The 26,780-nt window shown below is 67.6% G+C and carries 27 protein-coding genes; 17 read left to right on the top strand and 10 right to left on the bottom strand.

What is annotated here, in order from left to right; translation table 11 throughout:
* Positions 1 to 303: 303 nt before the first annotated feature.
* From RT456_RS12290 to RT456_RS12270, 5 genes are all read left to right on the top strand, one after another.
* On the top strand, positions 304 to 501 hold the full coding sequence (locus RT456_RS12290) for a hemin uptake protein HemP (protein WP_313346992.1): 198 nt from the start codon (positions 304 to 306) through the stop codon (positions 499 to 501).
* A gap of 225 nt (positions 502 to 726) precedes the next feature.
* Entirely contained in the window at positions 727 to 2,874 is a 2,148-nt protein-coding gene (locus RT456_RS12285) for a TonB-dependent hemoglobin/transferrin/lactoferrin family receptor (protein WP_313347079.1), read from the top strand.
* 5 nt (positions 2,875 to 2,879) lie between these two features.
* Entirely contained in the window at positions 2,880 to 3,449 is a 570-nt protein-coding gene (locus RT456_RS12280; RefSeq protein ID WP_313346989.1) for a Hemin transport protein, read from the top strand.
* Between the two features lie 116 nt (positions 3,450 to 3,565).
* The gene (locus RT456_RS12275) at positions 3,566 to 4,480 is read left to right on the top strand and encodes a DUF6607 family protein (protein ID WP_313347076.1); all 915 of its coding nucleotides are present in this window, start codon (positions 3,566 to 3,568) and stop codon (positions 4,478 to 4,480) included.
* A 131-nt stretch (positions 4,481 to 4,611) separates the two neighbouring features.
* Entirely contained in the window at positions 4,612 to 5,424 is an 813-nt protein-coding gene (locus RT456_RS12270; protein WP_313346986.1) for a hypothetical protein, read from the top strand.
* Between the two features lie 57 nt (positions 5,425 to 5,481).
* Here the strand turns inward: RT456_RS12270 and RT456_RS12265 are convergent, their stop codons facing one another.
* From RT456_RS12265 to RT456_RS12255, 3 genes are all read right to left on the bottom strand, one after another.
* On the bottom strand, positions 5,482 to 5,835 hold the full coding sequence (locus RT456_RS12265; protein ID WP_313346984.1) for a DMT family protein: 354 nt from the start codon (positions 5,833 to 5,835) through the stop codon (positions 5,482 to 5,484).
* Between the two features lie 71 nt (positions 5,836 to 5,906).
* On the bottom strand, positions 5,907 to 8,393 hold the full coding sequence (locus RT456_RS12260; RefSeq protein ID WP_313346981.1) for an FtsX-like permease family protein: 2,487 nt from the start codon (positions 8,391 to 8,393) through the stop codon (positions 5,907 to 5,909).
* The gene (locus RT456_RS12255; RefSeq protein ID WP_313346979.1) at positions 8,390 to 8,989 is read right to left on the bottom strand and encodes an ATP-binding cassette domain-containing protein; all 600 of its coding nucleotides are present in this window, start codon (positions 8,987 to 8,989) and stop codon (positions 8,390 to 8,392) included. The genes RT456_RS12260 and RT456_RS12255 overlap by 4 nt, the downstream gene beginning before the upstream one ends.
* A gap of 120 nt (positions 8,990 to 9,109) precedes the next feature.
* Here RT456_RS12255 and RT456_RS12250 point away from each other — a divergent pair, with 120 nt between their 5' ends.
* The 3 genes from RT456_RS12250 to RT456_RS12240 all read left to right on the top strand — a co-directional run bounded on the left by RT456_RS12250 (position 9,110) and on the right by RT456_RS12240 (position 11,972).
* The gene (locus RT456_RS12250; RefSeq protein ID WP_313346977.1) at positions 9,110 to 9,760 is read left to right on the top strand and encodes an arylesterase; all 651 of its coding nucleotides are present in this window, start codon (positions 9,110 to 9,112) and stop codon (positions 9,758 to 9,760) included.
* An 89-nt stretch (positions 9,761 to 9,849) separates the two neighbouring features.
* A complete protein-coding gene (locus tag RT456_RS12245; RefSeq protein ID WP_313346975.1) occupies positions 9,850 to 10,563 on the top strand; it encodes a response regulator transcription factor in 714 nt (237 codons plus the stop codon).
* 137 nt (positions 10,564 to 10,700) lie between these two features.
* Positions 10,701 to 11,972 (top strand): HAMP domain-containing sensor histidine kinase, encoded by a 1,272-nt coding sequence (locus RT456_RS12240; RefSeq protein WP_313346973.1) that lies wholly within the window; start codon positions 10,701 to 10,703, stop codon positions 11,970 to 11,972.
* A 505-nt stretch (positions 11,973 to 12,477) separates the two neighbouring features.
* On the opposite strand, the gene RT456_RS12235 is transcribed toward RT456_RS12240, so the two are convergent.
* Positions 12,478 to 13,206 carry an SGNH/GDSL hydrolase family protein gene (locus RT456_RS12235; RefSeq protein WP_313346971.1) on the bottom strand — a complete coding sequence of 243 codons (729 nt, stop codon included), beginning with the start codon at positions 13,204 to 13,206 and terminating at the stop codon, positions 12,478 to 12,480.
* Between the two features lie 275 nt (positions 13,207 to 13,481).
* Here RT456_RS12235 and RT456_RS12230 point away from each other — a divergent pair, with 275 nt between their 5' ends.
* From RT456_RS12230 to RT456_RS12190, 9 genes are all read left to right on the top strand, one after another.
* A complete protein-coding gene (locus RT456_RS12230) occupies positions 13,482 to 13,862 on the top strand; it encodes a diacylglycerol kinase (protein ID WP_313346969.1) in 381 nt (126 codons plus the stop codon).
* Between the two features lie 39 nt (positions 13,863 to 13,901).
* Entirely contained in the window at positions 13,902 to 14,651 is a 750-nt protein-coding gene (locus tag RT456_RS12225) for a TerC family protein (protein WP_313346966.1), read from the top strand.
* 135 nt (positions 14,652 to 14,786) lie between these two features.
* Positions 14,787 to 15,416: a LemA family protein gene (locus RT456_RS12220; RefSeq protein ID WP_313346963.1), complete on the top strand. Its 630-nt coding sequence runs from the start codon at positions 14,787 to 14,789 to the stop codon at positions 15,414 to 15,416.
* 10 nt (positions 15,417 to 15,426) lie between these two features.
* Positions 15,427 to 16,317 carry a TPM domain-containing protein gene (locus RT456_RS12215; protein WP_313347073.1) on the top strand — a complete coding sequence of 297 codons (891 nt, stop codon included), beginning with the start codon at positions 15,427 to 15,429 and terminating at the stop codon, positions 16,315 to 16,317.
* On the top strand, positions 16,317 to 16,805 hold the full coding sequence (locus tag RT456_RS12210; protein WP_313346960.1) for a TPM domain-containing protein: 489 nt from the start codon (positions 16,317 to 16,319) through the stop codon (positions 16,803 to 16,805). The genes RT456_RS12215 and RT456_RS12210 overlap by 1 nt, the downstream gene beginning before the upstream one ends.
* Before the next feature lie 51 nt (positions 16,806 to 16,856).
* Positions 16,857 to 17,750 carry a prolipoprotein diacylglyceryl transferase gene (gene lgt, locus RT456_RS12205; RefSeq protein WP_313346957.1) on the top strand — a complete coding sequence of 298 codons (894 nt, stop codon included), beginning with the start codon at positions 16,857 to 16,859 and terminating at the stop codon, positions 17,748 to 17,750.
* Positions 17,747 to 18,541 carry a thymidylate synthase gene (locus tag RT456_RS12200; RefSeq protein ID WP_313346954.1) on the top strand — a complete coding sequence of 265 codons (795 nt, stop codon included), beginning with the start codon at positions 17,747 to 17,749 and terminating at the stop codon, positions 18,539 to 18,541. Before lgt ends, RT456_RS12200 begins: the two co-directional genes overlap by 4 nt.
* Positions 18,538 to 19,098, top strand: a complete 561-nt coding sequence (locus RT456_RS12195) for a hypothetical protein (protein WP_313346951.1) — start codon at positions 18,538 to 18,540, stop codon at positions 19,096 to 19,098. Before RT456_RS12200 ends, RT456_RS12195 begins: the two co-directional genes overlap by 4 nt.
* Positions 19,095 to 19,589, top strand: a complete 495-nt coding sequence (locus RT456_RS12190; protein WP_313346948.1) for a dihydrofolate reductase — start codon at positions 19,095 to 19,097, stop codon at positions 19,587 to 19,589. Before RT456_RS12195 ends, RT456_RS12190 begins: the two co-directional genes overlap by 4 nt.
* Positions 19,590 to 19,666: 77 nt before the next feature.
* Here RT456_RS12190 and RT456_RS12185 read toward each other — a convergent pair whose 3' ends face one another.
* The 6 genes from RT456_RS12185 to lptD form a co-directional block, all read right to left on the bottom strand.
* Positions 19,667 to 20,677 (bottom strand): symmetrical bis(5'-nucleosyl)-tetraphosphatase, encoded by a 1,011-nt coding sequence (locus tag RT456_RS12185; protein ID WP_313346946.1) that lies wholly within the window; start codon positions 20,675 to 20,677, stop codon positions 19,667 to 19,669.
* Between the two features lie 13 nt (positions 20,678 to 20,690).
* Positions 20,691 to 21,074, bottom strand: a complete 384-nt coding sequence (apaG, locus tag RT456_RS12180; protein WP_313346944.1) for a Co2+/Mg2+ efflux protein ApaG — start codon at positions 21,072 to 21,074, stop codon at positions 20,691 to 20,693.
* A gap of 67 nt (positions 21,075 to 21,141) precedes the next feature.
* A complete protein-coding gene (gene rsmA / locus RT456_RS12175; protein ID WP_313346942.1) occupies positions 21,142 to 21,960 on the bottom strand; it encodes a 16S rRNA (adenine(1518)-N(6)/adenine(1519)-N(6))-dimethyltransferase RsmA in 819 nt (272 codons plus the stop codon).
* On the bottom strand, positions 21,957 to 22,937 hold the full coding sequence (pdxA, locus tag RT456_RS12170) for a 4-hydroxythreonine-4-phosphate dehydrogenase PdxA (protein WP_313346940.1): 981 nt from the start codon (positions 22,935 to 22,937) through the stop codon (positions 21,957 to 21,959). Before pdxA ends, rsmA begins: the two co-directional genes overlap by 4 nt.
* Before the next feature lie 10 nt (positions 22,938 to 22,947).
* Positions 22,948 to 24,297: a peptidylprolyl isomerase gene (locus RT456_RS12165; RefSeq protein WP_313346937.1), complete on the bottom strand. Its 1,350-nt coding sequence runs from the start codon at positions 24,295 to 24,297 to the stop codon at positions 22,948 to 22,950.
* Positions 24,294 to 26,747, bottom strand: a complete 2,454-nt coding sequence (gene lptD, locus RT456_RS12160) for an LPS-assembly protein LptD (RefSeq protein ID WP_313346934.1) — start codon at positions 26,745 to 26,747, stop codon at positions 24,294 to 24,296. The genes RT456_RS12165 and lptD overlap by 4 nt, the downstream gene beginning before the upstream one ends.
* Positions 26,748 to 26,780: the final 33 nt, after the last annotated feature.

The following is a 26,780-nucleotide window of genomic DNA, read 5'->3' as shown; positions in this document are numbered from 1 at the left end:
GATCAACCCCGGTAGAGCCACGCCCTGCGTGGCTGAAGGCATCGATCAACCCCGGTAGAGCCACGCCCTGCGTGGCTGAAGGCACTGATCACCCCCGGTAGAGCCACGCCCTGCGTGGCTGAGAGGTGTCCGACCGCCAGCCACGCAGGGCGTGGCTCTACGGCATCTTCCTGCAATTCGATTGACCACATCAATCGAAATCCAGATTTCAATCATCAATCCCATCAATCAAAATGAGAATGGTTGTTGATTGTCAACTGAGAATCATTATCATCTAAATCGTCCCTCGCACGAGTCCAGACGATGAATACTCAAGCTGCTGTACTGCTGCGCCCCGAAACGCTGACCCTCCGCGACCGTCCGGTCCGCGCGGTCCCCGTCGAAGAAGTGATCGACAGCGAAGCCCTGCTCAAGGGCCGCCGCGAAATCCTGATCCAGCATGGCGACCGCTTCTACCGCCTGCGTCATACCAGCAACGACAAGCTCATTCTGACCAAGTAGTGCCGGCCGCTGGCCGGCTCCAAGCGGTCCCTGCCACGGGCGGGGGCCGCGCGAACCCCTGCACCGCTCTCTCCCCCTCGACGCTTCGCCTGCGACCTCCGGGTTCGGGCGTCGGTCGGGGGTCTCCTTCCGCGCCCAGCCGAAACCATCCCCTCCATGATCTGTCCCACATCGTTGCCGGCCAGCGTCCGGTATTACGGCGCCGCCTTGTGGCTGGCGCTGCCCATGGCCGCCAGCGCTGCCGTACCTGCCGCTGCCGATGCTGCCGATGCGCGCGAGTTCGACCGCGTGCAGGTCACCGCGACCCGCACCGAACGCGCGCTCAGCGATGTGGCCGCCACGGTCGATGTGATCGACCGTGAGCAGCTGGACGACCACCTCGTGCGCAGCATCAAGGACCTGGTGCGCTACGAGCCCGGCATCTCGGTGACCAGCAGCCCGGCCCGCTTCGGCCTGGGGGGCTTCCGCATCCGCGGGCTCGACGGCAACCGGGTGCTGATCCAGACCGACGGCATCGCCATGCCCAAGGCCTTCAGCATCGGCAGTTTCTCCGACGCCAACCGCAACTTCACCGATCTTGAAACGCTCAAGCGGGTCGAGATCGTGCGCGGCCCGGCCAGCGCGCTGTACGGTTCGGACGCATTGGGCGGCGTCGTCGCGTTCGTCACCAAGGACCCGGCCGACTACCTGGCGGACGGCAAGGACAGCTACGTCGGCCTGAAGTTCGGCTACGACGGCGAATGGAAGGGCCTGCTCGGCAGCGTCACGACCGCCTTCGGCGGCGACCACTGGAGCGGCATGGTCAACATCAACCATCGCCAGGGCCAGGAAACCGAGAGCATGGGCGAGGTGCGCAGCAACGACCGCACCCGCACCGCCGCCAATCCGCAGGACCGCGATGGCCGCAGCGTGCTGGGCAAGCTGGTCTACGCGCCGAGCGAGGACCAGCGCTTCCGGCTCACCGTGGAAGGCAATGAAGACAGCGTGGACACCGACGTGCTGTCGGCCATCGACCGCACCACCACCACCGGCATGCAGGCGCGCGACCACCAGACGCGGGCGCGCGTGTCGTTCGCCCACGAGATGGACGCCTTGGCCGCCGGCTTCGCCGACAGCCTGTCGTGGCAGCTGTACCGCCAGGACAGCGAGACCACCCAGCGCACCGACGAACAGCGTGCCAACCGCAGCACCCGGCACCGCGAGTTCAATTTCGACCAGCGCGTGTACGGCCTGCAGGCGGTGTTCCACAAGGGCCTGCAGAGCGGGGCGGTCGACCATGCACTGACCTATGGGTTCGACGGTACCTGGACCGAAACGCGCCAGAAGCGCGACGGCTACCAGGTGCTGGCCAATGGCCAGACCAGCACCACCATCCTGCCCGACGCATTCCCGGTGCGCGACTTCCCGATCAGCAGGACCACCGAGCTGGGCCTGTATGCGCAGGACGAAATGCGTTTCGCCGACGGCCGTTTCTCGCTGGTGCCCGGCGTGCGCGTGGATCACTACGAACTGCGCCCGGACGTGGACGCCATCTTCGCCGCCGACAACCCGGGCATGGCGGTATCGGACCTGAGCAAGACCAGCGTGTCGCCGAAGCTGGGCATGGTCTGGCGATTCGCCGATGACTGGTCGCTGTTCGCCGGCTATTCGCATGGCTTCCGCTCGCCGCCGTACAACGACGTCAACCTCGGTTTCACCAACGTGATGTTCGGCTACACCGCCATCCCCAATCCGGACCTCAAGCCGGAAACCAGCGATGGCCTGGAGCTGGGGGTGCGCTTCCTGGCCCCGGCCGCCTACGTCAGCCTCAGCGGCTACTACAACGACTACAAGGACTTCATCGAGTCCCAGCGCCAGGTTGGCATCAATGCGCAGGGGCTGATCGTGTTCCAGTCCCAGAACATCGCCGATGCCGAGATCTACGGGGCAGAGCTGAAGGGTGGCGTCGACTTCGGCGAGCTCAGCAGCACCCTGTCCGGCTGGTCGATGAACGCAGCGGTGGCCTGGTCGCGCGGCCAGGACAAGACCGCAGACGTGCCGCTGGAATCGATCGACCCGCTGCGCGGCACGCTGGGCATTGCCTACGACCGTGACAGCTGGGGCGTGGAACTGGCCAGCACCTTCGCCAAACGCAAGGACCGCATGGCCAGCGCCACCGCGTTCCGTCCGGCCGGCTACGGCGTGCTGGACCTGATGGCGCACTGGGAATTCGCCCCGGGTGCGAAGTTCAACGTCGGCGTGTTCAACCTCGGCGACCGCACGTACATCGATTACTCCGCGATCACCTCCGCGCTGGCCACCAGCAGCACGGTGATCGACCGCTACACCAACCCCGGCCGGAACGTTTCGGCCAGCCTTGCCGTGAGCTGGTAGCCATCATGAGCCGAGCCCTTTCCGCACTGCGAACCACCGACCGGTACCTGCGCCCTGGCCAGCTGCCTTCCCCGGAACAGCTGGCGGCCCTGGGCACGGTCCTGTGCCTGTACCGCCCCGAAAGCAGCGAGCTCGGCGGCTGGAAACACGCCGCCTCCGCGCACGCCTGCCAGGGCATGGACAGCGAAGGCATCCGCGAGAGCCTGTGCTTCGCCGACGCACGCGGCCGTTGCTGCTGGCGCTTGTACCTGCTGCCCGACAGCGACTTCCTGGCCTGGGATCGCCTCGTCTCGGCGTTCCCGGCACGCCCGGAGCCGGCGAACGAGGGCAGCGTGGCCGAACGCCTGTGGCGACGGCTGGCGACCCGGCTCGGCGGCGAGCCGTGGCGGATGTGCGCGCTGCGCCTGCATGTCGGCGAGGGGCAGGGACTGGCCGCGAGCGTGGCCTCGCTGTCGGGGCTGGGCGCCGCCGCCGCTCGTCGCATCGCGCGGGTCGAGGGCGCCGACGGTGAGCTGTGGGTAGACGATGCGAACGTCGTGCCGCTCGTCCACCTTTCCCCCATCCGACCTTCCTGAAGGGACCTTCGTAGATGAAGTCGACGTCTGTAGCGACACGCCACGCGTGTCCCACGCACTCTCCGGACACCACGAAAGACACGCATGGCGTGTCACTACGCGCCGGCTGTGCCTGGCTGCTGCTCGCCTGCAGCGGCGTTGCCCATGCCCAGCCCGCCGACCTGCAGCGCGACCACGCCAGCATCCTGGCCATGAAGGGCGAGTACGTCGTTGACTTCGCCTTCGACGAAACCGTGCTGCTCAAGCCCGGCTACGAACGCGCGCCCGCCGTGCGCAGCGGCGGCAACGAAGTGGTGATCGTCGTGGAGGACAGCCCGAAGCGTATCGTGCTCCAGCACCTGCTGGTGGACGGCAAGAGCGGCCACGTGACCAAGCACTGGCGACAGGACTGGGTCTACGAAGCACCGACGCGCTTTGAATTCAGTGCCGACCAGACCTGGCAGGTGCGTCCGATCGATGCCGCGGTGAATGCCGGCGCCTGGACCCAGTGCGTGTACGAAGTGAGCGACGCGCCGCGCTACTGCGGGACCGGCACGTGGGACTACAGCAACGGCGTGGCGACCTGGACCAGCGACCTCAGCTGGCGTCCCTTGCCGCGTCGCGAGTACACGCGACGCAGCGACTACAACGCGCTGGCCGTGGTCAACCGCCACACCCTGACTCCGAATGGCTGGACCCACGAGCAGGTCAACACCAAGATCCTGCGCGGCGCCGACGGCAGACAGCAGCAGATCGCGCGCGAGTTCGGATTCAACGACTACAACCGCACCACCGAGGTCGACTTCAAACCGGCCTACGACTACTGGACCGCAACGGCCGACTACTGGGCCAAGGTGCGCGCGCGCTGGGACGGCTACCTCGGCCAGGCACCGGGCGTACACCTGAAGACAAAGCTCGACGGCATGGCCATGATCATTCCGCTGTTTACCCAGGCCCAGGACCTCCAGGACGGCAAGCAGGTCAAGGACGCGCAGATCGACGCCGTGTTCGCGCAATGGGTGGAAAAGGCGCCGCTGGACACCACGCGTTGAACGGTGCCGTGCCCGACCGCGGTGGCGCGACCGGGCGTGGGTTGACATGGTGAAAGTGATCGATTCTTGAAAGCAGGGTGTGTGCAGGTGATTACTACTTGCGGCTCCTGCATAGTGAGAGTTGGCTTTCGATGCGTATTTCGAATCTCTTCACCGGGTTTCTCGGTGCGGCAGCGGCACTCCAGGGGGCTCGTGCCGCACCGATGGAACGTGATGGCTCGGTCGCCTTTCAGCTCGACAGCATCCGCAACGGTGACTCGCCGTTGCCGGAACACCTGTTGGACGCGCTGGAGACCAGGTACACATCCTGTCTTGATTCCGGAATATTCAACGAGCAAACCGCCGATGGCGAGCAGTTGTTGTGCTTCGCGGACGGCTCGATCAATGCTGCCTTCTGGGGCACTCTGCAGGGACGTATGCCCAGCGACATACCCACGCAGCGCGAGTCGCTGCATCGCATGTATCGCAGCCGCGCTGTCAATCCGCTGGGCAGTCCGGTGACGGCCGGGCATTCATTGGATGACCTGCGCAGGATCAGCTTCAATGACTACAAGGACCAGCAGCCCCGGGCTCATGCGCATGCGGTGGACAGCCTGGTGGACGTCCTTCGTTCGCATGTACCGGCCGAGGAGCGCTCGTCGCTGGCCCAGGCGCGCGTTGCGGCCCGTTCGGACCCTTGCCGGAAGGCACTGAAGGTGACGATGCGTGGGCTGCTGCGGGCTGAGATCGCATTGCGGCTTTCGCTGGTCACGTGGCGGGAGATTTCGGATCCCGAGTCGATCAGCCGAGAGCAGGCGGATGCATTGCGTGCCGATCTGGCCGCAATGCGATTTGGCAACTCACCGCTGAAGCAGCGGATGCGTAGGGACGCGTTGGTGGCGCTGGTGGACCGTGAACCGCGCGCCGCAACGTCAACCGACCAACGGTCGGTTGCTACCGAATGACGGCGATGGAAGGTCGCACGACTAACAGTCGTGCGCTACCGAATGACGGCTGCGCCGTCATTCTTTGAACATCAGCAATGCGGCGACCACGATCAGCACGAAAGCGGCGTAGTGGTTCCACTTCAGCGGCTGGTCCAGGTAGAACGCGGAGAACACCGCGAACACCACCAGGGTGATCACTTCCTGCATGCCCTTGAGCTGCGGTGCCGAATACACCGCGCTGCCGAGCCGGTTGCCCGGCACCTGCAGGCAGTATTCGAAGAACGCAATGCCCCAGCTGACCAGGATCACCGCCATCAACGGCGCACTCTTGTACTTCAGGTGCCCGTACCAGGCGAAGGTCATGAAGATGTTGCTGCCCAACAGCAGCAGCACGGGGTACAGATAGGCGGTGAACGACGGGCCGGGCATCGCGGGCGATCTCAGGGGCAGGGGCGGGCAGCATACCTAGGCCCGCCCCATACCGGCGTCATCAACCGCGTTTACGCCTCCCGCAGGGCCAGCGCCGGCGGGGTATGCAGGATCCGCCGCGTCCCCCACCAGCCGGCCAGCATGCTCAGCGCCACGCCCAGGGCGCCGCCGACCAGCAGTGGCCCCCACGGCGGGCTGAGCTGCAGCTCGAACACCTGCCTGGCCACCACGCTGCCCAGCAGGGCGGCCGCGCCCACTGCCAGCAGCGCGGACAACAGCCCCAGCGCGCCGAACTCCACCAGCACTGCCCCACGCAGCTGGGTGCGGGTGGCGCCTAGCGTGCGCAGCACCGCGCTGTCATAACGGCGTTCGCCCGCCGTGGCCTGCAATGCGGCCAGCAGCACCAGCACCCCGGCCAGCAGGCTGAAGCCCATCACGAGCTGCACCGCCTGGGTCACCCGATCCACCACCTCGCGGACCCGCTGCAGGATGCCGTCGATGTCCAGCAGCGAGATGTTCGGGTACTCGCGCGTCAGCCCGGCCAGCGCCGGTGCCTGGGCGCGCGGCAGGTGGAAGGCGGTGATCAGGTTGTACGGCGCATCGCCTACCGCACCCTCGTTGAGCAGCAGGAAGAAGTTGACCCGGAACGAGTCCCAATCGGCCTTGCGGATGCTGGTCACGGTGAAGCTGCGCTGCTGCTCGCCCATCTGCAGGGTGACCGTGTCGCCCAGCTTCATGCCGTAACGCTCGGCCCAGCCCTGTTCGATGGACGCCTCGGCGGCGGTGCTGCCCGGCGCCCAGTAACGCCCTTCCAGCAGCGTGTTGGCCGGGGGGAAGTCGTGCCGCCACGAGAAGTTGACCGGCCGGTTGGCGTCGTCGTCGTCGTTGCTGTTGTCCTCGCGTGCCTGCCGCTGCGGCGGCGTGTCGTTGACCGCCAGCAGCCGCCCGGTGCTGAACGGTTCGATCCCCGGCGCGGCCACGCCCAGGCGGCCCAGCGCGGTGAGCACCGCCTCGCGCTGCTCGGGCTGGATGTTCATCAGGAAGTAATTGGGCGTATCGCTGGGCAGGCGGTCGCGCCATTGCGCCAGCAGGCCCGGGCCGATCACCGACAGCAACAGCAGCGCGCACAGCGACAGCGACAGCCCCACCAGCTGCATGACGGCCAGCCCGCGGCGACGGGTCAGCGCGGCGAGCCCCAGCTTCCAGCGCCCGCGCAGGCGCGGCTGCACCCCGCGCAGCAACCACAGCAGGGCGGCGCCGGCCGCACCGGACAGCAGCGCCAGCGCGGCCAGGCCGCCCAGCACCCACGCCGCCAGCCGCACGTCGCCGGTGGCCTGCACGGTCAGTGCCACGGTGGCCGCCAGCGCCGCGGCGTACACCAGCAGGGAACTGGGTGGCAGGGTGGCGAAGCTGCGGTTGAGCACGCGCATCGGCGGCACCTTGCGCAGGCGCAGCAGCGGCGGCAGCCCGAAGCCGAGCAGCAGGACCAGGCCGATGCCGGCGCCAGTCAGGGCCGGGGTGGCCTGCGGCAGCGGCAACCGGTCCGGAATCAGCCCGCCCAGGGCCTGCACCAGCCCAGCCTGCGCGGCCATGCCCAGGCCGATGCCGACCAGGCAGGCGGGTACCGCGAGCAGCACCAGCTGCAGCGCCATGGCGCTGAGGATGTCGCGCTGGCGTGCGCCCAGGCAGCGCAGCACCGCCACCTGGTCGATGCGGCGCAGGGCGAAACGGTTGGCGGCCAGGGCGGTGGCCACGCCGGCCAGCAGGACGGCCAGCAGCGCCGCCAGCGACAGGAAGCGGCCCGCCAGGTCGAATGCGCCGCGTACGCCGCGCTGGGCGTCGGCGATGCCGACAACGCGCAGGCCCTTGGCCTTGGGCTGCAGCCAGGCGCGGAAGTCGGCGATGGCCGCCGCTTCGCCGGCAAACATCATCCGGTAGGACGCGCGGCTGCCGGGGCCGAGCAGGCCCGCGCGGTCCACGTCGGCACGGTTGACCAGCAGCGGCGGTGACAACTGCATCAGCTCGCCGGAGGTGTCCGGCTCGGCCTGCAGCACACGGGTCACCGTGAGCGTGCCGGCGCCGAACTCCAGTGCATCGCCCACCTTCAGCCCCAGCGCCTGCATCAGGCGCGGATCGGCATACGCTTCGCCCACGGCCGGCGTGCCAGCCACTTCACTGGCGCCACCGGCCAAGGTGCGGCCCACGCGGAGCTCACCGCGCAGCGGGTAGCCGCTGCTTACGGCCTTGATGTTGGCCATCTGGCTCTCATCGCCATGGAACAGCACGCTGGGGAAGCTGACCATGCGCGTGCTGGACAATCCGCGTGCACGCGCCTCATCGGCGAAGGCCTCCGGCACATCCTCGCGCCCGCCCAGGCCCAGGTCACCGCCCAGCATCTCCGCGGCGCTGCCGGTGAGCGCCAGCGTGACCCGGTTGACCAGCGTGCCCACGGCCGTCATCACCGCCACGCCCAGCACCAGCGCGGCGAACACGGTCAACAGGTCGCCGGCGAGGAATTCGCGGCGCAACGCGCGCCCGGCATGGCGCAGCACGTTCATGCGTGGATGCCCGCGGCATCGACCAGGCGGCCGCCGTCGAGGCGGTAGATGCGCTCGCAGCGCTGCGCCAGGCGCAGGTCATGGGTGACCAGCACCAGCGTGGTATCGCTGCCGGCATTGAGCGCGAACAGCAGGTCGCTGATCTGCTGGCCGGTGGCCTGGTCCAGGCTGCCGGTGGGCTCGTCGGCGAACAGGATGCGCGGCCGGGCCACGAACGCGCGCGCCAGCGCCACACGCTGCTGCTCGCCACCAGACAGTTGGCGCGGGTAGTGGCGGGCGCGGTGGGTCAGGCCCACCTGTTCCAGCACCTCGCGCACGCGCGCGGCATCCTCGCGTCCGGCCAGCTCCAGCGGCAGCGCGATGTTCTCCTCGGCGGTCAGCGCCGGCAGCAGGTGGAAGCTCTGGAACACGAAGCCGACTTCGCGCGCGCGCAGCTGCGCGCGTGCTTCTTCATCCAGCGTGCCCAGCGTGGCACCGGCCAGCGCGATGTCGCCACGGCTGGGCAGGTCCAGCCCGGCGAGCAGGCCGAGCAGGGTGGTCTTGCCCGAGCCGGACGCGCCGACGATCGCCACGCTTTCGCCTTCATGTACCGTCATGTCAATGTTGTCCAGTATGTGGACTTCACCCTCCGGGCCACGTGCGGACTTGCCCACGTTGTGGGCGGCGATGGCGACGGGCGCGCTGCGGGGGGACAGGCTGTCGATGAGGATTCTCCAATGAACCGAACACTGTGGGAGGGCCGCGCGGCCCGGACGTTCTTGCTGCTGGCATGGTTGCTGCTGTTGCCCGCGCTGGCCTGTGCCAAAGGTCCGGAGACCCGGCACGCGGTGCTGGTGGTCGGCGACAGCCTGAGTGCAGCCCACAATATCCCGGCCGCGTCAGGCTGGGTAAACCTGCTTCAGCAGCGGGTCAAACAACAGGTGACGCCGCCGCCGGCGATCATCAATGCCAGCATCAGCGGCGAGACCACCGCCGGTGCGTTGACCCGCCTGCCGGCGCTGCTGGAAAAGCACCGGCCGTCGGTGGTGGTGATCGAGCTGGGCGGCAACGACGCGTTGCGCGGGCTGACCCCGGTGCAGCTGCGCGCGAACCTGGAGAAGATGATCGTGGCCAGCCAGAAGGCGGGCGCCAAGGTGCTGCTGCTGGGCATCGACGTACCGCCCAACTACGGTCCGGCCTATCGCGACCGTCTGCGCCAGGTCTATGCCGGGCTGGCCAGCCAGTACAAGGTGCCGCTGCTGCCGTTCCTGCTGGACGGGGTGGCGCTGCAGCCGGGGTTGATGCAGTCCGACGGCCTGCACCCCACGGCGGCGGGGCAGCCGCGGGTGCTGGACAACGTCTGGCCCCTGCTCAAGCCCCTGCTTTGATGCGGCTTCCCATCATGCTGTGAACGGCTTCACACCGCGTCTACCGCCGATACGGCATGTTTCACAAAGCTGAAGAAAGAGGGACTCCCATGCGTCAGACAAAGGAAACCTCCGGCCTGGTGCTGGTGGTCGAGGACAACCGCAATATTTCCGAGATGATCGGTGAATACCTGGAAAGCCGTGGGTTCGAGGTCGACTATGCCCAGGACGGGCTGGACGGCTATCGGCTGGCGGCCGAGAACAGTTACGACGTCGTCGTGCTGGATCTGATGCTTCCGCGCCTGGACGGTATTGAAGTCTGCCGCCGTCTGCGCAACGACGCCCGAAAGTCCACGCCGGTGCTGATGCTGACCGCGCGCGACACGCTCGATGACAAGCTCACCGGGCTGGGCTTCGGCGCCGACGATTACCTGACCAAGCCGTTCGCGATCCAGGAGCTGGAGGCTCGCCTGCGCGCGCTGATCCGTCGCGAGCGTCGCCAGGTGGGGTCGGAAGTGCTCAAGGTCGCCGATCTGGTGCTGGACCCGGTCAGCATGCGCGCCACGCGTGCCGGCACCGAGCTGCAGCTCTCGCCGATCGGGCTGCGCCTGCTCACCATCCTGATGCGCGAATCGCCGCGCGTGGTGACCCGCCAGGAAATCGAACGGGAGATCTGGGGCAACGGCCTGCCGGACTCGGACACGCTTCGCAGCCACCTGTACAACCTGCGCAAGATCATCGACAAGCCGTTCGACCGCCCATTGCTGCACACCGTGCAGAGCGCGGGCTACCGCATTGCCGATATCGCCCAGCCCATGAGCTGATGCGGTACGGTAGGCGGGCCGCATGACGGCGCTGGTAAAGACATTGTCCCGGCACTTGCCGGGACATTGTCGTTTTTTGCACGATGGAATCACGACGCGGTTTCCTATAATCGCGGCCAACCGCCCTGGACTCCGTAATGCCGCACGGTCTGCCGCGCAAGATCCGCATTGTCTTCATCCTGCAGGCCGTCCTGGCCAGCCTGGGCATCCTGCTGGGCGCATGGCTGGTATCGCTGGTGATCAAGCACAGCCTGGTCAGCAGCGCGCTGCAGGAAGAGGCGGCGTACTTCTGGCAGCTGCAGGAGGCGTCGCCGGTGCAGCCGCCCCCGAACACGCGCAACATCCGCGGCTACCTGCTGGAAACGGGGCAGTCGGCGCTGAGTCTGCCGGCGAACCTGCGCACGCTGGCGCCCGGGTTCCATGAGTTGAAGGCCGACGACCAGCTGGTGCTGGTCGACGCGCGCCCGCAAGGCCGCCTGTACCTGGTGTTCCTGCGTTCGCGCGCGGAGATGCTGGCCTTCTGGTTCGGCATCGTGCCGGTGCTGCTGACGTTGCTGGCGGTCTACGGCGCCTCGTGGATCACCTACCGCGCCTCGAAACGGCTGGTGTCGCCGGTGAACTGGCTGGCGCGGCGGGTATCGCGCTGGAATCCGGGTCATCCGGAAGCGGCGGACCTGGCACCGGACAAGCTGCCGGCGGACATGCAGGGTGAAACCCGCCAGCTGGCGGCGGCACTGCATTCTCTGGCCACGCGGGTCACCGCGCACGTGGCACGCGAACGCAACTTCACGCGGGATGCGAGCCACGAGCTGCGCACGCCGTTGACGGTGATCCGTGTGGCCAGCGACATGGCGCTGGGCGACCAGGACATGACGCCGCGCCTGCGCCGCGGCCTGCACCGCATCCAGCGGGCGGGCCGTGACATGGAGGCGGTGATCGACGCGTTCCTGATCCTCGCGCGCGAAGCGGACGTAGAGCCGCAGATCGAACTGTTCGATGTGGCCGAGATCGTGCGCTACGAAGTGGACAACGCGCGCGAGCTGCTGGCCGGGCGGCCGGTGGAGATCCATCTGCACAGCGCGGCGCCGGTCCAGCTGCATGCGCCGCCGCGGGTGCTGCAGGTGGTGGTCAGCAATCTGCTGCGCAACGCATGCAGCTACACCGACGAAGGCCGCATCGACGTGGACGTGCTGGACGACCGGGTGGTGGTGCGCGACACGGGCATCGGCATGTCGGCCGAGGCGCTGTCGCGCGCATTCGAGCCGTTCTACCGTGCCGAACCGAGCCGCCCGCAGGGCACGGGTCTGGGCCTGTCGATCGTGCGCCGGTTGTGCGATCGCTTCGGCTGGAAGATCCAGCTGGCGAGCGAACCCGGGGTGGGGACGCAGGCGACGATTGTTTATCGGTGATTTTGTCTTGGAGCTTTTGAAGCAGGATTGTTCGGTTGTCTGCGCGCGGGGCGCGGCGGGTACGGCTTCGCGGGACACGCCGTAAATACGTCCGTGTAGGCTTGTAGAAAACATCCATGTTTTCTACAGTCCCGCGAAGCCGCACCCGCCACGCCCCAGACGGTTTGACGTCGGCTGAGGGGGGGGGCAGGAGCAGCCGGGCATGGCCCGGCTCTACGGGATAGCGCACGCATCTTTGTTGCGGGTGGCAGCAACATTGCGCGGGCATGAGTTCCCCCAAATCGCGCGGTCCACCGGTAGGTGCCGACCGTTGCTCGGCACGCTTTTGACTTTCCCTTCCTCCCAAAAAAGCGCCGACCAACTGTCGAAGGGTCGGCGGGGGTGGGTTGGCGGGACTGTAGAAAACATGGATGTTTTCTACAAGCCTCCAGGGATGGATTCACGGCGTGTCCCGCCAACCCGCCCCCACCGGCCCAGCCCCAGCCCCCAGACCGCAGCTCTTGCTCTACGGCTTTACCGCTTCACCGCAACGAACCTTCGGCGCCAACGCCTCCCGCCAGATCGCATAGCCTTCCGGCTGCATGTGCAGCATGTCGTCGCGGAACAGCGACGCACGCGGCTGGCCGTCCTCGCCGAGCATCGGCGTGTAGATGTCGGTGTAGCCCGTGTTGGGCAGCTTGGCCAGCGCCGTCTGGATCAGCCCATTGGCTTCTTTTACCGCCGGCAGCAGGTTCGCGCGCGACGGACTGGGCTTGATGGAGATGACCTCCACCGTTGTCGTCGGCAGGTCACGGTGCACGCGCTGCACGAAGGCCACCACGTCGTCGCGTACCTGCGCCGGACTGCGGCCGCTGTTGAGGTCGTTGTCGCCCGCGTAGAAGAACACCTTGCATGGCGCATACGGGATCACGATCTGGTCGGCGTACCACGTGCTGTCGCGCACCTCCGAACCGCCGAAGCCGCGGTTGAACACCTTCTGGCCCGGGAAATCGGTCGCCAGGCTGTCCCACATCCGGATCGACGAACTGCCGATGAACTCGATCCCCCCGCGCGGCGGCGGGTTGGCCGCGTCGGCCTTGGCGAAGGCGGCCATGTCACCGGCCCAGGCCACGTTGGAGACCTGCGCCGGCACCTGCGGCGGGGGCGGCACCGGTGCCGTCTTCAGGGCCAGGGCAGGCAGGCTGGCGGTCAGCGCCAGGGCGAGCAGCAGGGGGCGTGTGAAACGCTGGGACATGCAGGACTCCTTCGATACGTCTCCTCATTCTAGGCCCGGCGGCGCCGGCCGTTGGCCGCCCCGACCGGCCACGGCAGCGATCCGGGCGAGCGCCAGCGGCCCGCATCCCAGTCCCGGGAGGCCCCATGGGCAGGGGGGACGGGCCGAACGCGCGGGCCATTTTCCCGCCTTGTGGCAAAATGGAGGATTGACTGCCCATTCAGCGACGCCCATGACTGTCAGCCACGTCCTTCCCCCCTCGTCCCGGTCCACCCGCCCCTGCGGAGCGTGCGCCCGTGGCTGACGAAACCGGACACCTGCCGCGTGGCCCCCGGCGCATCTTCAAGGCGGCCGTGTGGTCCTGGCAGGGCCTGCGCGCCGCCTGGCTGCACGAGTCGTCGTTCCGGCTCGAGGTTTACCTGTTGATCGTGCTTGCCCCGCTCGCACTGTGGCTGGGCCAGAGCCCGGTCGAGCGTGCGCTGATGATCGGCTCGATGCTGCTGGTGCTGGCCATGGAACTGGCCAACTCCGCCATTGAGGCGGTGATCGAACGCTACGGTGCCGAATTCCATGAAATGGCTGGCCGTGCCAAGGACATGGGTTCGGCGGCGGTGTTCGTGCTGATGATGAACGTACTGCTGTGCTGGGGCCTGGTGCTGGCCCCGCAGATTTTCTGACGCGCACCGCGCGCCATTCCCTCTTGTAAGGATGTATCCATGTTCCTTGAGCTGCTGTCCGATCCCAACGTCTGGTTGACCCTGCTGACCCTGAGCGCGCTCGAGATCGTGCTGGGCATCGACAACCTGGTCTTCATCTCCATCGCCGTGAGCAAGCTGCCCGAGGCGCGCCGCCCGTTCGCGCGCAAGCTCGGCATCGCGGTGGCCTGCATCACCCGTATCCTGCTGCTGGTGTCGCTGGCCTACCTGGCGCACATGGAAGCCAACCTGTTCACCGTGGCCGGCATGGGCATCTCCATCCGCGACCTGGTGCTGATCCTCGGCGGCCTGTTCCTGATCATCAAGGGCGGCATGGAAATCCGCGAGCTGATCACCGGCGGCGAAGACGAGGATCCCACCACCACCAAGGCCTCGGCCGTGTTCGGCATGGTGATCCTGCAGATCGCCATCATCGACATCGTGTTCTCGCTGGACTCGGTGATCACCGCCGTCGGCATCGCCGACCACGTCCCGGTGATGGTCGCGGCGATCCTGCTCTCGGTCGCGGTCATGCTGCTGGCGGCCAACCCGCTGGGCCGCTTCATCGACGCCAACCCGACCGTGAAGATGCTGGCCCTGGCCTTCATCCTGCTGATCGGCGCCGTGCTGATCCTCGATGGTCTGGAGGTGCATGTGCCCAAGCCCTACATCTACGCCGCCATGGGCTTCTCGGTGCTGGTGGAATGGCTGAACCTGCTGATGCGCCGCCGCGCCGTGGCCCACCACGTGCCGGGTGCCGGCAATTGGTAAGTTGAGTAACGCGTACCGACCCACGGATCGGTACCCACCGGGGCCGGCCTTCGGGTCGGCCCCGCGCCGTTACGGGGTATTAACCCCTATTCATGGCATTCTCCGGCTCCCGACCACCCCGATCCGGATCCGGCCATGCGTATGTCCTCCCGACTGATGTTGCTGGCCCTGCTGGCCAGCCTGTTGTCTGGCTGCGGGTACAACTCGATCCAGCAGAAGGATCAGCAGGTCAAGGCCGGCTGGTCTGAAGTGCTCAACCAGTACAAGCGCCGTGCCGACCTGATTCCCAACCTGGTGCAGACCGTGGAAGGCTATGCCAACCAGGAGCGCCAGGTGCTCACCGACGTCACCAACGCCCGTGCCCGCGTCGGCCAGGTCAACGTCAACGCCGACGATGCCGAATCGCTCAAGCAGTTCCAGCAGGCGCAGGGCGAGCTCAGTGGTGCGCTGTCGCGGCTGCTGGTCGTCACCGAGAACTACCCGAACCTGAAGTCCGACCAGGGCTTCCGCGACCTGCAGGCGCAGCTGGAAGGGACCGAGAACCGCATCACCGTGGCCCGCGGCCGCTACATCCAGCAGGTGCAGGACTACAACACCTACATCCTCTCGTTCCCGCAGCTGATCACTGCCAAGCTCTTCGGCTACAAGGAAAAGCCGAACTTCGCGGTGGAGAACGAAGCGCAGATCTCGCAGCCGCCGGCGGTGAAGTTCGGCACGCCGGCCCCGGCGCCCGCGCCGCAGCCGCAGCAGGCGCCGGCGCAGTAACCGGGTGAACATCCGCCTGCTGCTGCGCGTGCTGCTGCTGTTGAGCCTGGGCCTGGCCGCGTCGGCCTGGGCGCAGGCCGACGCGGCGATTCCGCCGATGTCTTCGCCGGTGGTGGACACCACCGGCACCCTCGATGCCGCGCAGACCCAGGCGCTGGAGGCGCAGGCGGTGGCGCTGCAGCAACGCAAGGGCAGCCAGCTGCAGATCCTGATGGTGCCCAGCACCCAGCCGGAAACCATCGAGCAGTACACCCAGCGGGTATTCGAGCAGTGGAAGATCGGCCGGCAGGGCGTCGATGACGGCGTGCTGCTGGTGGTCGCCAAGGACGACCGGCGGGTCCGCATCGAGCCGGGCTACGGCCTGGAGGGCGCGATCCCCGACGCGATCGCCAACCGCGTGATCCAGGAATACCTGGCCCCGCACTTCCGCAGCGGCGACTACGCGGGTGGACTGGTCGACGGCAGCGCCGCGCTGGTCAAGTTGATCGATGGCGAGGAACTGCCGCCGCCGGTCAGCGACAACCGCGCCGCGCGCGGAACCGGTGGCGACGGCTTCAGCCTGGCCCTGGTGATCGGTTTCTTCGTGGGCACCTTCGCCCGTGCGCTGCTGGGCTGGCTGCCGCGCCCGGTGCGCGCGCTGCTGGGCGGCGGCGGGGCCGCCGTGGCCGCGTTCCTGTTCACCTCGTTGTGGCTGGCCAGTGGCCTGGCCGGGCTGATCGGCCTGTTCGTCGGTTTCTCGTCCGGCCGCGTGGGCCGTTTCGCCCGCAACAGCGGGTGGGGCGGGGGCGGCTTTGGCGGCGGCGGATGGGGCGGCGGCGGTGGCTTCGGCGGCGGAGGCGGAGGCGGCTGGGGTGGCGGCGGTGGACGTTCCGGAGGCGGTGGCGCCTCGGGAGGCTGGTGATGCGCGGCTGGCGCCATCTGTTCGCACCGTCGCTGCGGCGCACCTTCCCGCCGGCCAGTCTGCAGGCGATCACCGATGCAATTGCTGACGGCGAGCGCCGTCATGGCGGACAGGTGATGTTCGCAGTGGAAGCCGACCTGCCGCTGCTGGCCCTGTGGCGGGGCGTCAGTGCCCGCCAGCGCGCCGAACAGGCCTTCGCCCAGCTGCACACCTGGGATACCGAGCAGAACAACGGCGTGCTGGTCTATCTGCTGCTGGCCGACCACGCCATCGAGCTGGTGGCCGACCGCGGCCTGCGCGGCAAGGTGGGCGAGCAGGAGTGGAAGGCGGTCTGCGGGCACATGCAGCAGCAGCTGCGCGAAGGTGCCCTGCAGGACGCGGTGTTGCTGGCCATCGCCGAGGTATCGGACCTGCTGGCCGGGCACTATCCGCCCGGTACCGGGTCCAAGGATGACGCCCTGCCGAACGCGCCCCAACTGCTTGGTTGAGGTAGGGCGGCGCTGGCCTGAGAATAGCCGCTTACCTGCAAGGCATCGCCCATGATCTATTTCCACGATATCGACCCCATCGCCATCTCGCTTGGGCCGATCAAGGTGCACTGGTACGGCGTCATGTACCTGCTCGGCTTCACGGCGGCCTGGTGGCTGGGGCGCCGGCGGATCGCGGCCGGGCGCCTGCCGGGTGTGGATGCCAACGGGTTCTCCGACCTGCTGTTCTACGCGATGCTGGGCGTGGTGGTCGGCGGCCGCGTGGGCTACATGCTGTTCTATGCGCTGTCGGACTTCCTGCACAACCCGCTGCTGCTGTTCAAGGTGTGGGACGGCGGCATGAGCTTCCACGGCGGCCTGCTCGGCGTGCTGTTCGCCTCGTGGTGGTGGTCGCGCAAGCAGCGCCTGCATCTGGGCGACACCATCGACTTCATGGCGCCGCTGGTGCCGTTGGGGCTGGGTTTCGGGCGCATCGGCAACTTCATCGGCGCCGAGCTGTGGGGCAAGTACACCGACGGCACCTGGGGCGTGGTGTTTCCCAGCGGCCTGCCGGCGCCGTTGAACCAGCTGGACATGCCGGCGCTGCGCGAGCAGTTCGCCAGCGGCGCACTCAATCAATTTGCCCGCCACCCCTCGCAGCTGTATGAAGCGCTGCTGGAAGGCCTGGTGATGTTCGTGGTGCTGTGGGCGGTATCGGCCAAGCCACGCCACCGTTACGTCATCTCCGGCCTGTTCGCGCTGATGTACGGCGTGTTCCGCTTCGCGGTGGAATTCGTGCGCATGCCCGACAACGGCGTGTACCTGGCGTTCGACTGGTTCACCCGGGGCCAGCTGCTGAGCCTGCCGCTGGTGGCCTTCGGCCTGGTGCTGCTGGCGCTGTCGCGCCGCGCGCCGGTGCTGCAGCCGGTGCTGCCGCCCACCACGCCTGCCGGGAGCAAGGCATGAAGGCTTACCTGGACCTGCTTGCGCATGTGCTGGAACACGGCACCGAAAAGGCCGATCGCACCGGCACGGGTACGCGCAGCGTGTTCGGCTGGCAGATGCGCTTCAACCTGGCCGATGGCTTCCCGCTGGTCACCACCAAGAAGCTGCACCTGCGCTCGATCATCCATGAGCTGCTGTGGTTCCTGAAGGGCGATACCAACACTGCCTACCTGAAGGAGCACCAGGTACGCATCTGGGACGAGTGGGCCGACGCCAACGGCGACCTCGGCCCGATCTACGGTAAGCAGTGGCGCAGCTGGGCCACGGCCGACGGCGGCAGCATCGACCAGATGCAGTGGCTGGTGGACGAGATCAAGCGCAACCCGGATTCGCGGCGGCTGGTGGTCAGCGCGTGGAATGTGGGCGAGCTGTCGCAGATGGCGTTGATGCCCTGCCACAACCTGTTCCAGTTCTACGTGGTGGACGGCAAGCTCAGCTGCCAGCTGTATCAGCGCAGCGGCGACATCTTCCTGGGCGTGCCGTTCAACATCGCCAGTTACGCGCTGCTCACCCACATGGTGGCGCAGGCCACCGGGCTGGGCGTGGGCGATTTCGTGCACACGCTGGGCGACGCGCACCTGTATTCCAACCACTACGAGCAGGCCCGCGAGCAGCTCTCGCGCGAACCGCGCGCGCTGCCCACGCTGTGGTTGAATCCGGCGGTCACCGACCTGTTCGGTTTCCAGTTCGACGACATCCGGATCGATGGCTACGACCCGCACCCGGCGATCAAGGCGCCGGTGGCGGTATGAGGCCGTTCGCAGGCCTGGCGCTCGGCTTGGCGCTGGCGGCGTTGCTTCCGCTGACGGTGCAGGCGGCGACGCCCTCGGCGGCGCTGGCCGCACAGGTCAACGCCCAGATCGTACAGCGGGAGGTGAACGAAGGCGTGGCCGCCATGGCCGGTGCCTCCGGTGCGGGGCTGATGCCGCGTGACCTGCCGGCCGGCTGTGAGCCGGCCATGCGGTCGGCGGTGGCGGGCATGTCCGCTCAACTGGTGCGCTTCATGCAGGCGGCGTTCAATGACCCGACCTACCAGCGCGCGTTCGAGCAGCAGTTGGCTCAGGCCTACACGGCGGAACAGCTGCAGGGGTTCCTCGATCGCCGGGAGGCCGGCGATCTGGATGGGCTGAGTGCCGACGTGATGTCCGCCCCCGGCCTCCAGGCGGCGCAGGACGCGCACCTGGCCAAGCTGACCGATGTGGCCGACGCGTCCATGGACGCCGACCCGGGCGTGCAGAAAGCGCTTGCGGCGGTACGCGGCGCGCAGGAGCGTTGCGACGCGCTGCGGATGGAAGCCGCCCAGGAATGAAACTCTCGTTGATCGCCGCGCTCGACCGCGACCATGGCATCGGCCATGACAACCAGCTGCCCTGGCAGTTGCCCGACGACCTCAAGCGCTTCAAGGCGCTCACGATCGGCAAGCCGATCCTGATGGGCCGCAAGACGGCCCAATCGCTGGGTCGCGCACTGCCCGGTCGCCCGAACCTGGTGCTGACCCGTTCGGGCCAGGTGCCGTTCGAGGGCATGCAGGCGGTGGCGTCCATCGACGAGGCGCTGCAGTTCGCGGCGGCCGCGGGCGCAGACGAGCTGTGCGTGATCGGCGGTGGCGAGATCTACCGCCTGGCCATGGCGCAGGCCACGGACCTGCACCTGACGTGGGTGGCGACGCAGGTACAGGCCGACACGCACTTCCCGCCGGTCGACCCACAGCAGTGGATCGAGACAACCCGCGAACACCGCCCGGCCGACGCGAAGCACGCGTTTGCATTCGATTTCGTGGATTACGTGCGGAAGTCGTAAGGCCAACGCCAACGCCGTGGTCTGCGAGTGCCGCCGGCCCAGGCCCGACACATTCGCAGACGAGAGCTCCAAGGCTTCTACGCGGTGGTGGGCGTGTTGTTGCCTTCGCTGCCCGCGGGTTCGCGGGGCTGGCGAGGCTGCTGCTGCGGGCGCTGGCCGCGGTTGCGCGGTTGCCCGTCGCGCTGGCGCGGGGGGCGGCCGTTGCCGGGCGGGGTGCCTTCGGCAGCCGGACGGCGGGCCGGTGGGCGTGGCGGTGTGGCCGGCTTGGGTACGTCGCGGCCGGGAACCTGGACCACGCGCAGCTCCTCGGTATCGAGCTGCAGCGCGGTGAGCTTGCCGCCCCAGACCGCGCCGGTGTCGATCGCGTGCACGCCCTGGGTGATCGTCAGACCCAGCGCCGACCAGTGGCCGCACACGATCTTCAGATCGCGCTCGACCCGGCCCGGCACTTCGAACCAGGGATAGAGGCCCTGTTCCTGCGTGCCCGGCGTGCCCTTGTCTTCGATCCCGATCCGCCCGCGCGGCGTGCAGTAGCGCATGCGCGTGAGCAGGTTGATGATCGCGCGCGAACGGTCGTAGCCCGCCAGCCCGGGCGACCAGCCCGGCTTGTCGCCGTACATGTTGCGGAACAGCTTGCGGTAGCCGCTGCCGTGCAGCTGCGCCTCCACCTCGCGCGCGTGCTTCTCGGCCAGCTGCGTGGTCCACTTCGGGGCCAGCCCGGCGTGCACCATCATCCAGCCCAGCTCGCGGTCCACGTGCACCAGCTTCTGCAGGCGCAGCCACTCCAGCAGCTCGTCGCGGTCCTCGGCCTGCACGATGCGCAGCAGGTCCGGGTTGACCTTGCGCTGCTCTTCCTCGGTGCGTGCACCGACGGCCAGCAGTGACAGGTCATGGTTGCCAAGCACCACCACGCTCTGGTCGCGCAGCGAATGCACCAGCCGCAGGGTTTCCAGCGATTGTCCACCGCGGTTGACCAGGTCGCCACAGAACCACAGTGTGTCCACCGCCGGGTCGAAGCGGATCTTCTCCAGCAGGCGCTGGGTGACGTCGTAACAGCCCTGCAGATCGCCGATGGCCCAGACACTCATGCGTGCGCCTCCATCAGTGCAGTGTGCGCGGAACGGTCAGCACGAACGGCGCGATGGGCGCGGCGAACTCGGTGCCATCGTCGGCGACCATGTCGTAATGCCCCTGCATCGTGCCGTGTTCAGTTTCCAGCATGACACCGGAGGTGTAACGGAAGTCTTCACCCGGGCGCAGCCGGGGCTGCTCACCGATCACCCCGTCGCCGTCCACGTGCTCCACCCGCCCATTGCCGTCGGTGATCCGCCAGTGGCGGGCCACCAGACGCGCCGCGACGCGGCCCTGGTTGTGGATGCGGATCGTGTAGGCGAACGCAAAGCGACCGTCCTCGGGAATGGACTGGTCATCAAGGAAACGCGGGGCGACCTCGACCGAGATCGCATAGTTTGCAGCGTCGTTCATGCAGGCAGTTTAGAGGGTGTTGTGCAGTTTGAGGTGAGCGCCGGTGGGACATGCCACGTTGGCGGCGCTACTCGACCGGCGCAACCGGTACGTTGGCCAGGGCAATGAACTGCGCGACGTCCAGCTGCTCGGCGCGTGCATCGCTGCGCACCCCGGCGGCCTCGAACTGCTCGGCGCTGATCACGCCGTTGAGGGCATTGCGCAGCGTCTTGCGACGTTGCCCGAAAGCGGCGCGGACCACGTCGGCAAAGCGCTTGCGATCATGGATGTCGACCGTGGCCGGGTCGCGCGGCACCAGTCGCACCACGGCGGAGTCCACCTTGGGCGGCGGCCGGAACGCGCCCGGCGGCACCACGAACAGCGAGGTGACCTTGCACCACGCCTGCAGCATCACGCTCAGGCGGCCATATACCTTGCTGCCAGGTTCGGCCGCCATGCGGTCGACGACCTCCTTCTGCAGCATGAAGTGCATGTCGCGGATGACCGCGGCGTGCTCCATGGCATGGAACAGGATCGGCGAGGAGATGTTGTAGGGCAGGTTGCCGACCAGGCGGATCTGGCCGTCGCCGGCCAGCTCGGTGAAGTTCACCTGCAGCACGTCGCGGTGCACGATGGTCAGCTCGCCCAGTGGTGCGGCGGCGGCCGTCAGCGGTGCGATCAGGTCACGATCGAACTCGATCACGGTCAGGTGCGGATGGCGGCGCAGCAGCGGCAGGGTGATGGCGCCCTGGCCCGGGCCGATCTCGACCAGGCGGTCGTCGTCCTTCGGGTTGACTGCCAGCACGATCTTGTCGATATAGCTGCGATCGGCCAGGAAGTGCTGGCCGAGCTGCTTTTTGGCCGGCGCGGTGAATCCGGCGGCAGAGGGGGAATACGGGGAAGTCATGGCGCCATCTTACGTTGCCGCGCCAGCCGGGCACACAGCCCGGTGGCAGCGAGGAGACTGGAGGGATCGGCCAGGCCACGCCCGGCCAGGTCCAGCGCGGTGCCGTGGTCAACCGCCACCCGGGGGTAGGGCAGGCCCAGCGTGATGTTGACCGCCTGCTCGAAACCGCTGTACTTCAGCACCGGCAGGCCCTGGTCGTGGTACATGGCCAGTACCGCGTCGAACCCGGCCAGTCTGGCCGGCAGGAAGGCGGTATCGGCCGGAAGCGGCCCGACCAGGTCCATGCCGGCGGCGCGCAGGCGCTCCAGCAGCGGGATGATCAGGTCCAGTTCTTCGCGACCCAGGTGGCCGTCTTCGCCGGCATGGGGGTTCAGTCCCAGTACGGCGATGCGCGGCGCGGCGATGCCGAACTGGCGGTGCATCGCGTCGTGCACGACGCGCAGTGTGCGGCCGAGGCCGTCGGCCGTGATCGCATCGGCCACCGCGCGCAGGGGCAGGTGGGTGGTGGCCAGGGCCACCCGGACGATGTCGTTGGCCAGCATCATCACCACCTCGACCCCGGCCTGGTCGGCCAGCAGTTCGGTGGTGCCGCTGTACGCAATGCCGCCCTGGTTGATCACCGCCTTGTGCACCGGCCCGGTGACCACCCCGTCCAGTGCGCCGGACAGGCAGGCCTGACCGGCCTGCAGCAGGGCGCCGATCACCGCGCTGGCGTTGGCCGGATCGGCCTGGCCAAAGCGCGACGGGACCGCATTGCGCACCTCGCGCAACGGCAGATCGCCCGGCCGGCGGGCGATGGCATCTTCAGGCAACAGTGCGAGCGGCAGCGACAGCGCGGTGGCAGCGGCGCGCAGCGTATCCGGGTCGGCGAATGCCAGCAGCCGGCAATCAGTGCGCGGCTGCTGGATCAGGCGAAGGCAGAGTTCCGGGCCGATCCCAGCGGGCTCGCCCGGTACCAGAGCGAGCTGCGGGATCATCTGGCCAACCTCAGGGCTTGGCCGGCGCCAGGGCCGGGGTGGCCTGGGCGCGATCACCGCTGCGCAGGTCAACGTAGGCTTCGCCACGCAGTTCCTGCAGGTAACGGTTGTACTCTTCTTCCAGCTTGCGACGGCCAATGGTCTCGCGGATCTGGGAGCGCTTGTTGTCGGTGCCCGCATCGGTCTGGCGGGTCGCCACGCGCTGCACGATGTGCCAGCCGGCGTCGGTGCGGAACGGCGGGCTGACGCCGCCATCGGTGAGGCCGGACACCTGCTTGCCGAAGTCCGGACCAAATGCGTCCGCCGGGAACCAGCCGAGGTCACCGCCCTGGCCCTTGCTGTTGGTGTCTTCCGACGATTCCTTGGCCACGGCCTCGAAATCGGCGCCACCGGCAATGCGCGCGCGCAGGGTGTCGATCTTGGCCTTGGCCGCCGCGTTGTCCTGCTGGTCGGTGACACGGATCAGGATATGGCGGCCGTGGAACTCGGTGATGGTCTGGCCGCCGGCGGCGGCGCTGGCGTCGCGCTTTTCCACCAGCTTGAGCAACTGGAAGCCGCTCGGGCCACGCAGCGGGCCGACCACGTCGCCGGCGTTCATCTGAGCCATCATCTGCGCGAACGCATTGGGGATCTCATCCTGCGTGCGCCAGCCGAGGTCGCCACCTTCCAGTGCGTTGGGGCTGTCGGAATAGCGCACGGCGGCGGCATTGAAGTCCAGCTCGCCCTTGTCCAGCAGCGCCTTCACGCCGTCCGCCTTCTTCTGGCCGGTGCTGATCTGCTCGGCCGTGGCGCCTTCGGGCAGCGCGATCAGGATGTGCGCCAGGTGGTACTGGGTACCCACGGTCGCTTCCTGCTTCAGCGCGGCATCCACTTCACCTTCGCTGACGCTGATGCGGCTCTGCGCGAAGCTCTGGCGCAGGCGCTGCACGGTGATTTCGTCGCGAACCGAGCTGCGGAAGTCGTTGAAATCCACGCCGTCGGCGGCCAGACGCTGGCGCAGCGCGTCCAGGTTCGAGCCGTTCTGCTGGGCAATGGCGTTCAGGGCCTGGTTCAATTCCTGATCGCTGACCTTGATGCCGCTGCCTTCGGCACGCGTCACCTGCAGCTTGACCAGCACCAGGCGTTCAAGCACCTGCCGGCTGAGCACGTCATCCGGCGGCAACTGGGCCTCGCGGCCGGCGTACTGGGCCTTGATGTTCTGGATGGCGCGGTCCAGCTCGCTCTGCAGCACCACGTCTTCGTCGACGATGGCGGCAATGCGGTCCAGCGACTGGGACTGCTGGGCCAGCACCTGCAACGGGGCGGACACCGTGGTGACCGCGAGCAGGGAAGCAAGGAGGACAGGAAGAGTCTTGGTCATGGGATCAGGTTCGGATCGTAGTCGTCGCGCGTGGGGGCGCCCGTGTTGCTGGGCGGCACGAGATAGAGGTCGTCTCGGTAGTAGCCGAGAATAGCACGGCGCAAAGTGCGGTCCGTGTTCTGGCCGATGGAGCTCAGGCCCTTGAGCACGAACTCGATCTGGAAGGAATTGTTGAGCTCACCCTCGCGGTTGCGCACGTAGCGGCGGGCCAGGGCGCGCACGGCCAGGCAGCAGCTGTCCCACTGCACGCCGCCGATGATTTCCAGCGGCGCCTTGTCGGCGATGGAGTAGTAGTAACGGCCCACCACGCTCCAGCGCTCGTTGATCGGGTACAGGAAGGACAGGTCCGCCTGTTCCAGCAGGGTGCGCTCTTCCTTGGTCGCGGTGCTCGAGGCGGCCGCATTGATGCGGTAGCGGTAGGTCAGGTTGACGATGCCGTCGTTGGACATCAGGTAGCGCGCACGCACGCTGGCCAGGTCCTCCCGCTTGTACTTGGGGTCCCACTGGTAGGTGGCGCCCAGGTTCCAGCGGTCGTTGATGGCGTAGTTCGCGTCGGCGATCCAGGCCGACTTGCCCTGTTCCACCTGCGAGGCGGTGCCGGGCAACGTCACCCGCGAATCGTCGAAGTACAGGATCTGGCCGATGCTGCCGGAGAAGCGCTCGCGTCCGGTTTCCTGGTTGATGAAGCGGGTGCTCACCGCCATGGTCAGCTGGTTGGCATCGTTCTGGCGGTCCGCACCGGTATAGCGCGAATCGCGGAACAGCTGGCCCCAGCTGAAGGTGAAGTCGCGGGTGTCGAAGATCGGCAGCTCGCTCTGGTCGCGGTACGGCGTCCGCAGGTAGAACAGGCGCGGTTCCAGCGTGTGCAGGTACGAGGTGCCGCCGATCTCGGTCTCGCGATCGAAGAACATGCCCGCGTCGAGGCTGGCGATGGGCACGCTGCGGTGCGGCGAGGTGTTGCCACGCAGCTGGTCGGGGGTCGGGTTGGTGATGCCCGCGTCGTTCAGTGCCTGCAGCCGGGTCTGGTCGGCCAGCCCGCGGTCCAGCTCGTAACCGGTGTAGCGGTAAGCCAGGGTCGGGGTGACGTACCAGGATGCGCCGGCGAAGGGCAGGGTGACATACGGCTTCACGTCCAGGCGCGAGCCGTTGTAATACGGCGTCACCACGCCATTGCGGACGTATTCGCCATCGGCGTCCACGACTTTCTGGTTGACGTCGTCATGGGTGAAGTGCACCGCTTCGGCATACACGCCCACTTCCAGCCACGGCAACAGCGGCTTGTCCCAATTGAAGAACGCGCGCGGCTGGCGCGCATAGGGCAGCGAGGATTCGGTCAGGGTGTAGTCGGTGAGCTGCCAGTAGTCGGCCATCAGCCCGCCGGTCCAGTTTTCACCGGTCCCGTAGATGCCGACCTGGCTCTGGATGCTGGAAGTGGTCACACCGAGCAGCTTGCTGGAGAAGTCTTCGGTATAGCGTTCGTCGCTCACCCAGCCGATGTTGGCGCGCGCCTGCCAGTTGGGGTTGAGGTTGTGGTACCCCTCGTACTGCACCTGGCCACGGTCTTTGTCGCGCAGCTTGTCGTTGGGCAGGTAAGCGGTCCGCAGCTCGCCACGGCCGCCGTCGTACAGGTAGCGGAATTCGTTGTCGAGCATGAAGCCGCGCTTGCTCATATAGCGCGGCGTCAGCGTGTCGTCGTAGTTCGGCGCCAGGTTGAAGTAGATCGGCTGCGCGTAGTCGAAGCCGTTGCGCCCGGACAGGCCCAGCTCCGGGTACAGCAGGCCCGTCTGGCGACGGTCGTCGATGGGGAACTTGAAGTACGGCGCCCACAGCACCGGCACCTTGCCGATGCGCAGTACCGCGTTGCGTGCGGTACCGAAGCCTTCGTCATTGTCCACGTCGATCTGCGGGGCCGACAGCTTCCAGATCGGCTGCGACGGATCGCAGGTGGTGTAGGTGGAGCGGTGCATCTGGCCCACCGCACCCTGCAGGTCGATGGATTCGGCACCGCCGTTGCCACGCCGGGACACCAGCTGGTACTTGATGTCGCTGATCTTGTGGGTGTCCGACTCCTGGTTGCCCTCGGCGCGCTTGGCGACCATCCGGATCGAGGAGTCCTGGTACCGCACGTTGCCTTCGGCAATGTAATTGCCGCTCTCGGTGTCGAAGCTCAGGTGGTCGGTGCCCAGGAACTGGTCGCCGCGCTTGAGCGCCACGTTGCCCTGGTACTGCGGCACCGTACTGGTACCGAACAGCGTGTCGCCTTCGATATCGGTAGGTTGCTGGTCGCGGGTTTCGGCCGCGGCCTTGTCCGCCACGGGGGCATCATCGAACACGGGCAGGACATCGGTTACCGGGCACAGGCCCCAGTTCACCGGTTTGTCGTCGGCCATGGCCGGCAGGCAGATGGCGATGCTCAGGGGGAGGGGTAGCAGGCGGAGGGCTCGGCGCACGCGGGCTTCGGATTCGGGCGAAAACGGATCGTA

Source organism: Stenotrophomonas sp. (assembly GCF_032099025.1).
Classification (GTDB): Bacteria; Pseudomonadota; Gammaproteobacteria; order Xanthomonadales; family Xanthomonadaceae; genus Stenotrophomonas.
The sequence above is the reverse complement of the archived record's forward strand: the minus strand, read 5'-3'. Positions and strand labels throughout refer to the sequence as shown.

What these genes read in the sequence shown, in the direction of transcription:
- RT456_RS12290 (WP_313346992.1), top strand. Translation starts at nt 304, where the DNA reads ATGAATACTCAAGCTGCTGTACTGCTGCGCCCCGAAACGCTGACCCTC.
- RT456_RS12285 (WP_313347079.1), top strand. Translation starts at nt 727, where the DNA reads ATGGCCGCCAGCGCTGCCGTACCTGCCGCTGCCGATGCTGCCGATGCG.
- RT456_RS12280 (WP_313346989.1), top strand. Translation starts at nt 2,880, where the DNA reads ATGAGCCGAGCCCTTTCCGCACTGCGAACCACCGACCGGTACCTGCGC.
- RT456_RS12270 (WP_313346986.1), top strand. Translation starts at nt 4,612, where the DNA reads ATGCGTATTTCGAATCTCTTCACCGGGTTTCTCGGTGCGGCAGCGGCA.
- RT456_RS12265 (WP_313346984.1), bottom strand. Translation starts at nt 5,835, where the DNA reads ATGCCCGGCCCGTCGTTCACCGCCTATCTGTACCCCGTGCTGCTGCTG.
- RT456_RS12260 (WP_313346981.1), bottom strand. Translation starts at nt 8,393, where the DNA reads ATGAACGTGCTGCGCCATGCCGGGCGCGCGTTGCGCCGCGAATTCCTC.
- RT456_RS12255 (WP_313346979.1), bottom strand. Translation starts at nt 8,989, where the DNA reads ATGACGGTACATGAAGGCGAAAGCGTGGCGATCGTCGGCGCGTCCGGC.
- RT456_RS12250 (WP_313346977.1), top strand. Translation starts at nt 9,110, where the DNA reads ATGAACCGAACACTGTGGGAGGGCCGCGCGGCCCGGACGTTCTTGCTG.
- RT456_RS12245 (WP_313346975.1), top strand. Translation starts at nt 9,850, where the DNA reads ATGCGTCAGACAAAGGAAACCTCCGGCCTGGTGCTGGTGGTCGAGGAC.
- RT456_RS12240 (WP_313346973.1), top strand. Translation starts at nt 10,701, where the DNA reads ATGCCGCACGGTCTGCCGCGCAAGATCCGCATTGTCTTCATCCTGCAG.
- RT456_RS12235 (WP_313346971.1), bottom strand. Translation starts at nt 13,206, where the DNA reads ATGTCCCAGCGTTTCACACGCCCCCTGCTGCTCGCCCTGGCGCTGACC.
- RT456_RS12225 (WP_313346966.1), top strand. Translation starts at nt 13,902, where the DNA reads ATGTTCCTTGAGCTGCTGTCCGATCCCAACGTCTGGTTGACCCTGCTG.
- RT456_RS12220 (WP_313346963.1), top strand. Translation starts at nt 14,787, where the DNA reads ATGCGTATGTCCTCCCGACTGATGTTGCTGGCCCTGCTGGCCAGCCTG.
- RT456_RS12210 (WP_313346960.1), top strand. Translation starts at nt 16,317, where the DNA reads ATGCGCGGCTGGCGCCATCTGTTCGCACCGTCGCTGCGGCGCACCTTC.
- lgt (WP_313346957.1), top strand. Translation starts at nt 16,857, where the DNA reads ATGATCTATTTCCACGATATCGACCCCATCGCCATCTCGCTTGGGCCG.
- RT456_RS12200 (WP_313346954.1), top strand. Translation starts at nt 17,747, where the DNA reads ATGAAGGCTTACCTGGACCTGCTTGCGCATGTGCTGGAACACGGCACC.
- RT456_RS12195 (WP_313346951.1), top strand. Translation starts at nt 18,538, where the DNA reads ATGAGGCCGTTCGCAGGCCTGGCGCTCGGCTTGGCGCTGGCGGCGTTG.
- RT456_RS12190 (WP_313346948.1), top strand. Translation starts at nt 19,095, where the DNA reads ATGAAACTCTCGTTGATCGCCGCGCTCGACCGCGACCATGGCATCGGC.
- RT456_RS12185 (WP_313346946.1), bottom strand. Translation starts at nt 20,677, where the DNA reads ATGAGTGTCTGGGCCATCGGCGATCTGCAGGGCTGTTACGACGTCACC.
- apaG (WP_313346944.1), bottom strand. Translation starts at nt 21,074, where the DNA reads ATGAACGACGCTGCAAACTATGCGATCTCGGTCGAGGTCGCCCCGCGT.
- rsmA (WP_313346942.1), bottom strand. Translation starts at nt 21,960, where the DNA reads ATGACTTCCCCGTATTCCCCCTCTGCCGCCGGATTCACCGCGCCGGCC.
- pdxA (WP_313346940.1), bottom strand. Translation starts at nt 22,937, where the DNA reads ATGATCCCGCAGCTCGCTCTGGTACCGGGCGAGCCCGCTGGGATCGGC.
- RT456_RS12165 (WP_313346937.1), bottom strand. Translation starts at nt 24,297, where the DNA reads ATGACCAAGACTCTTCCTGTCCTCCTTGCTTCCCTGCTCGCGGTCACC.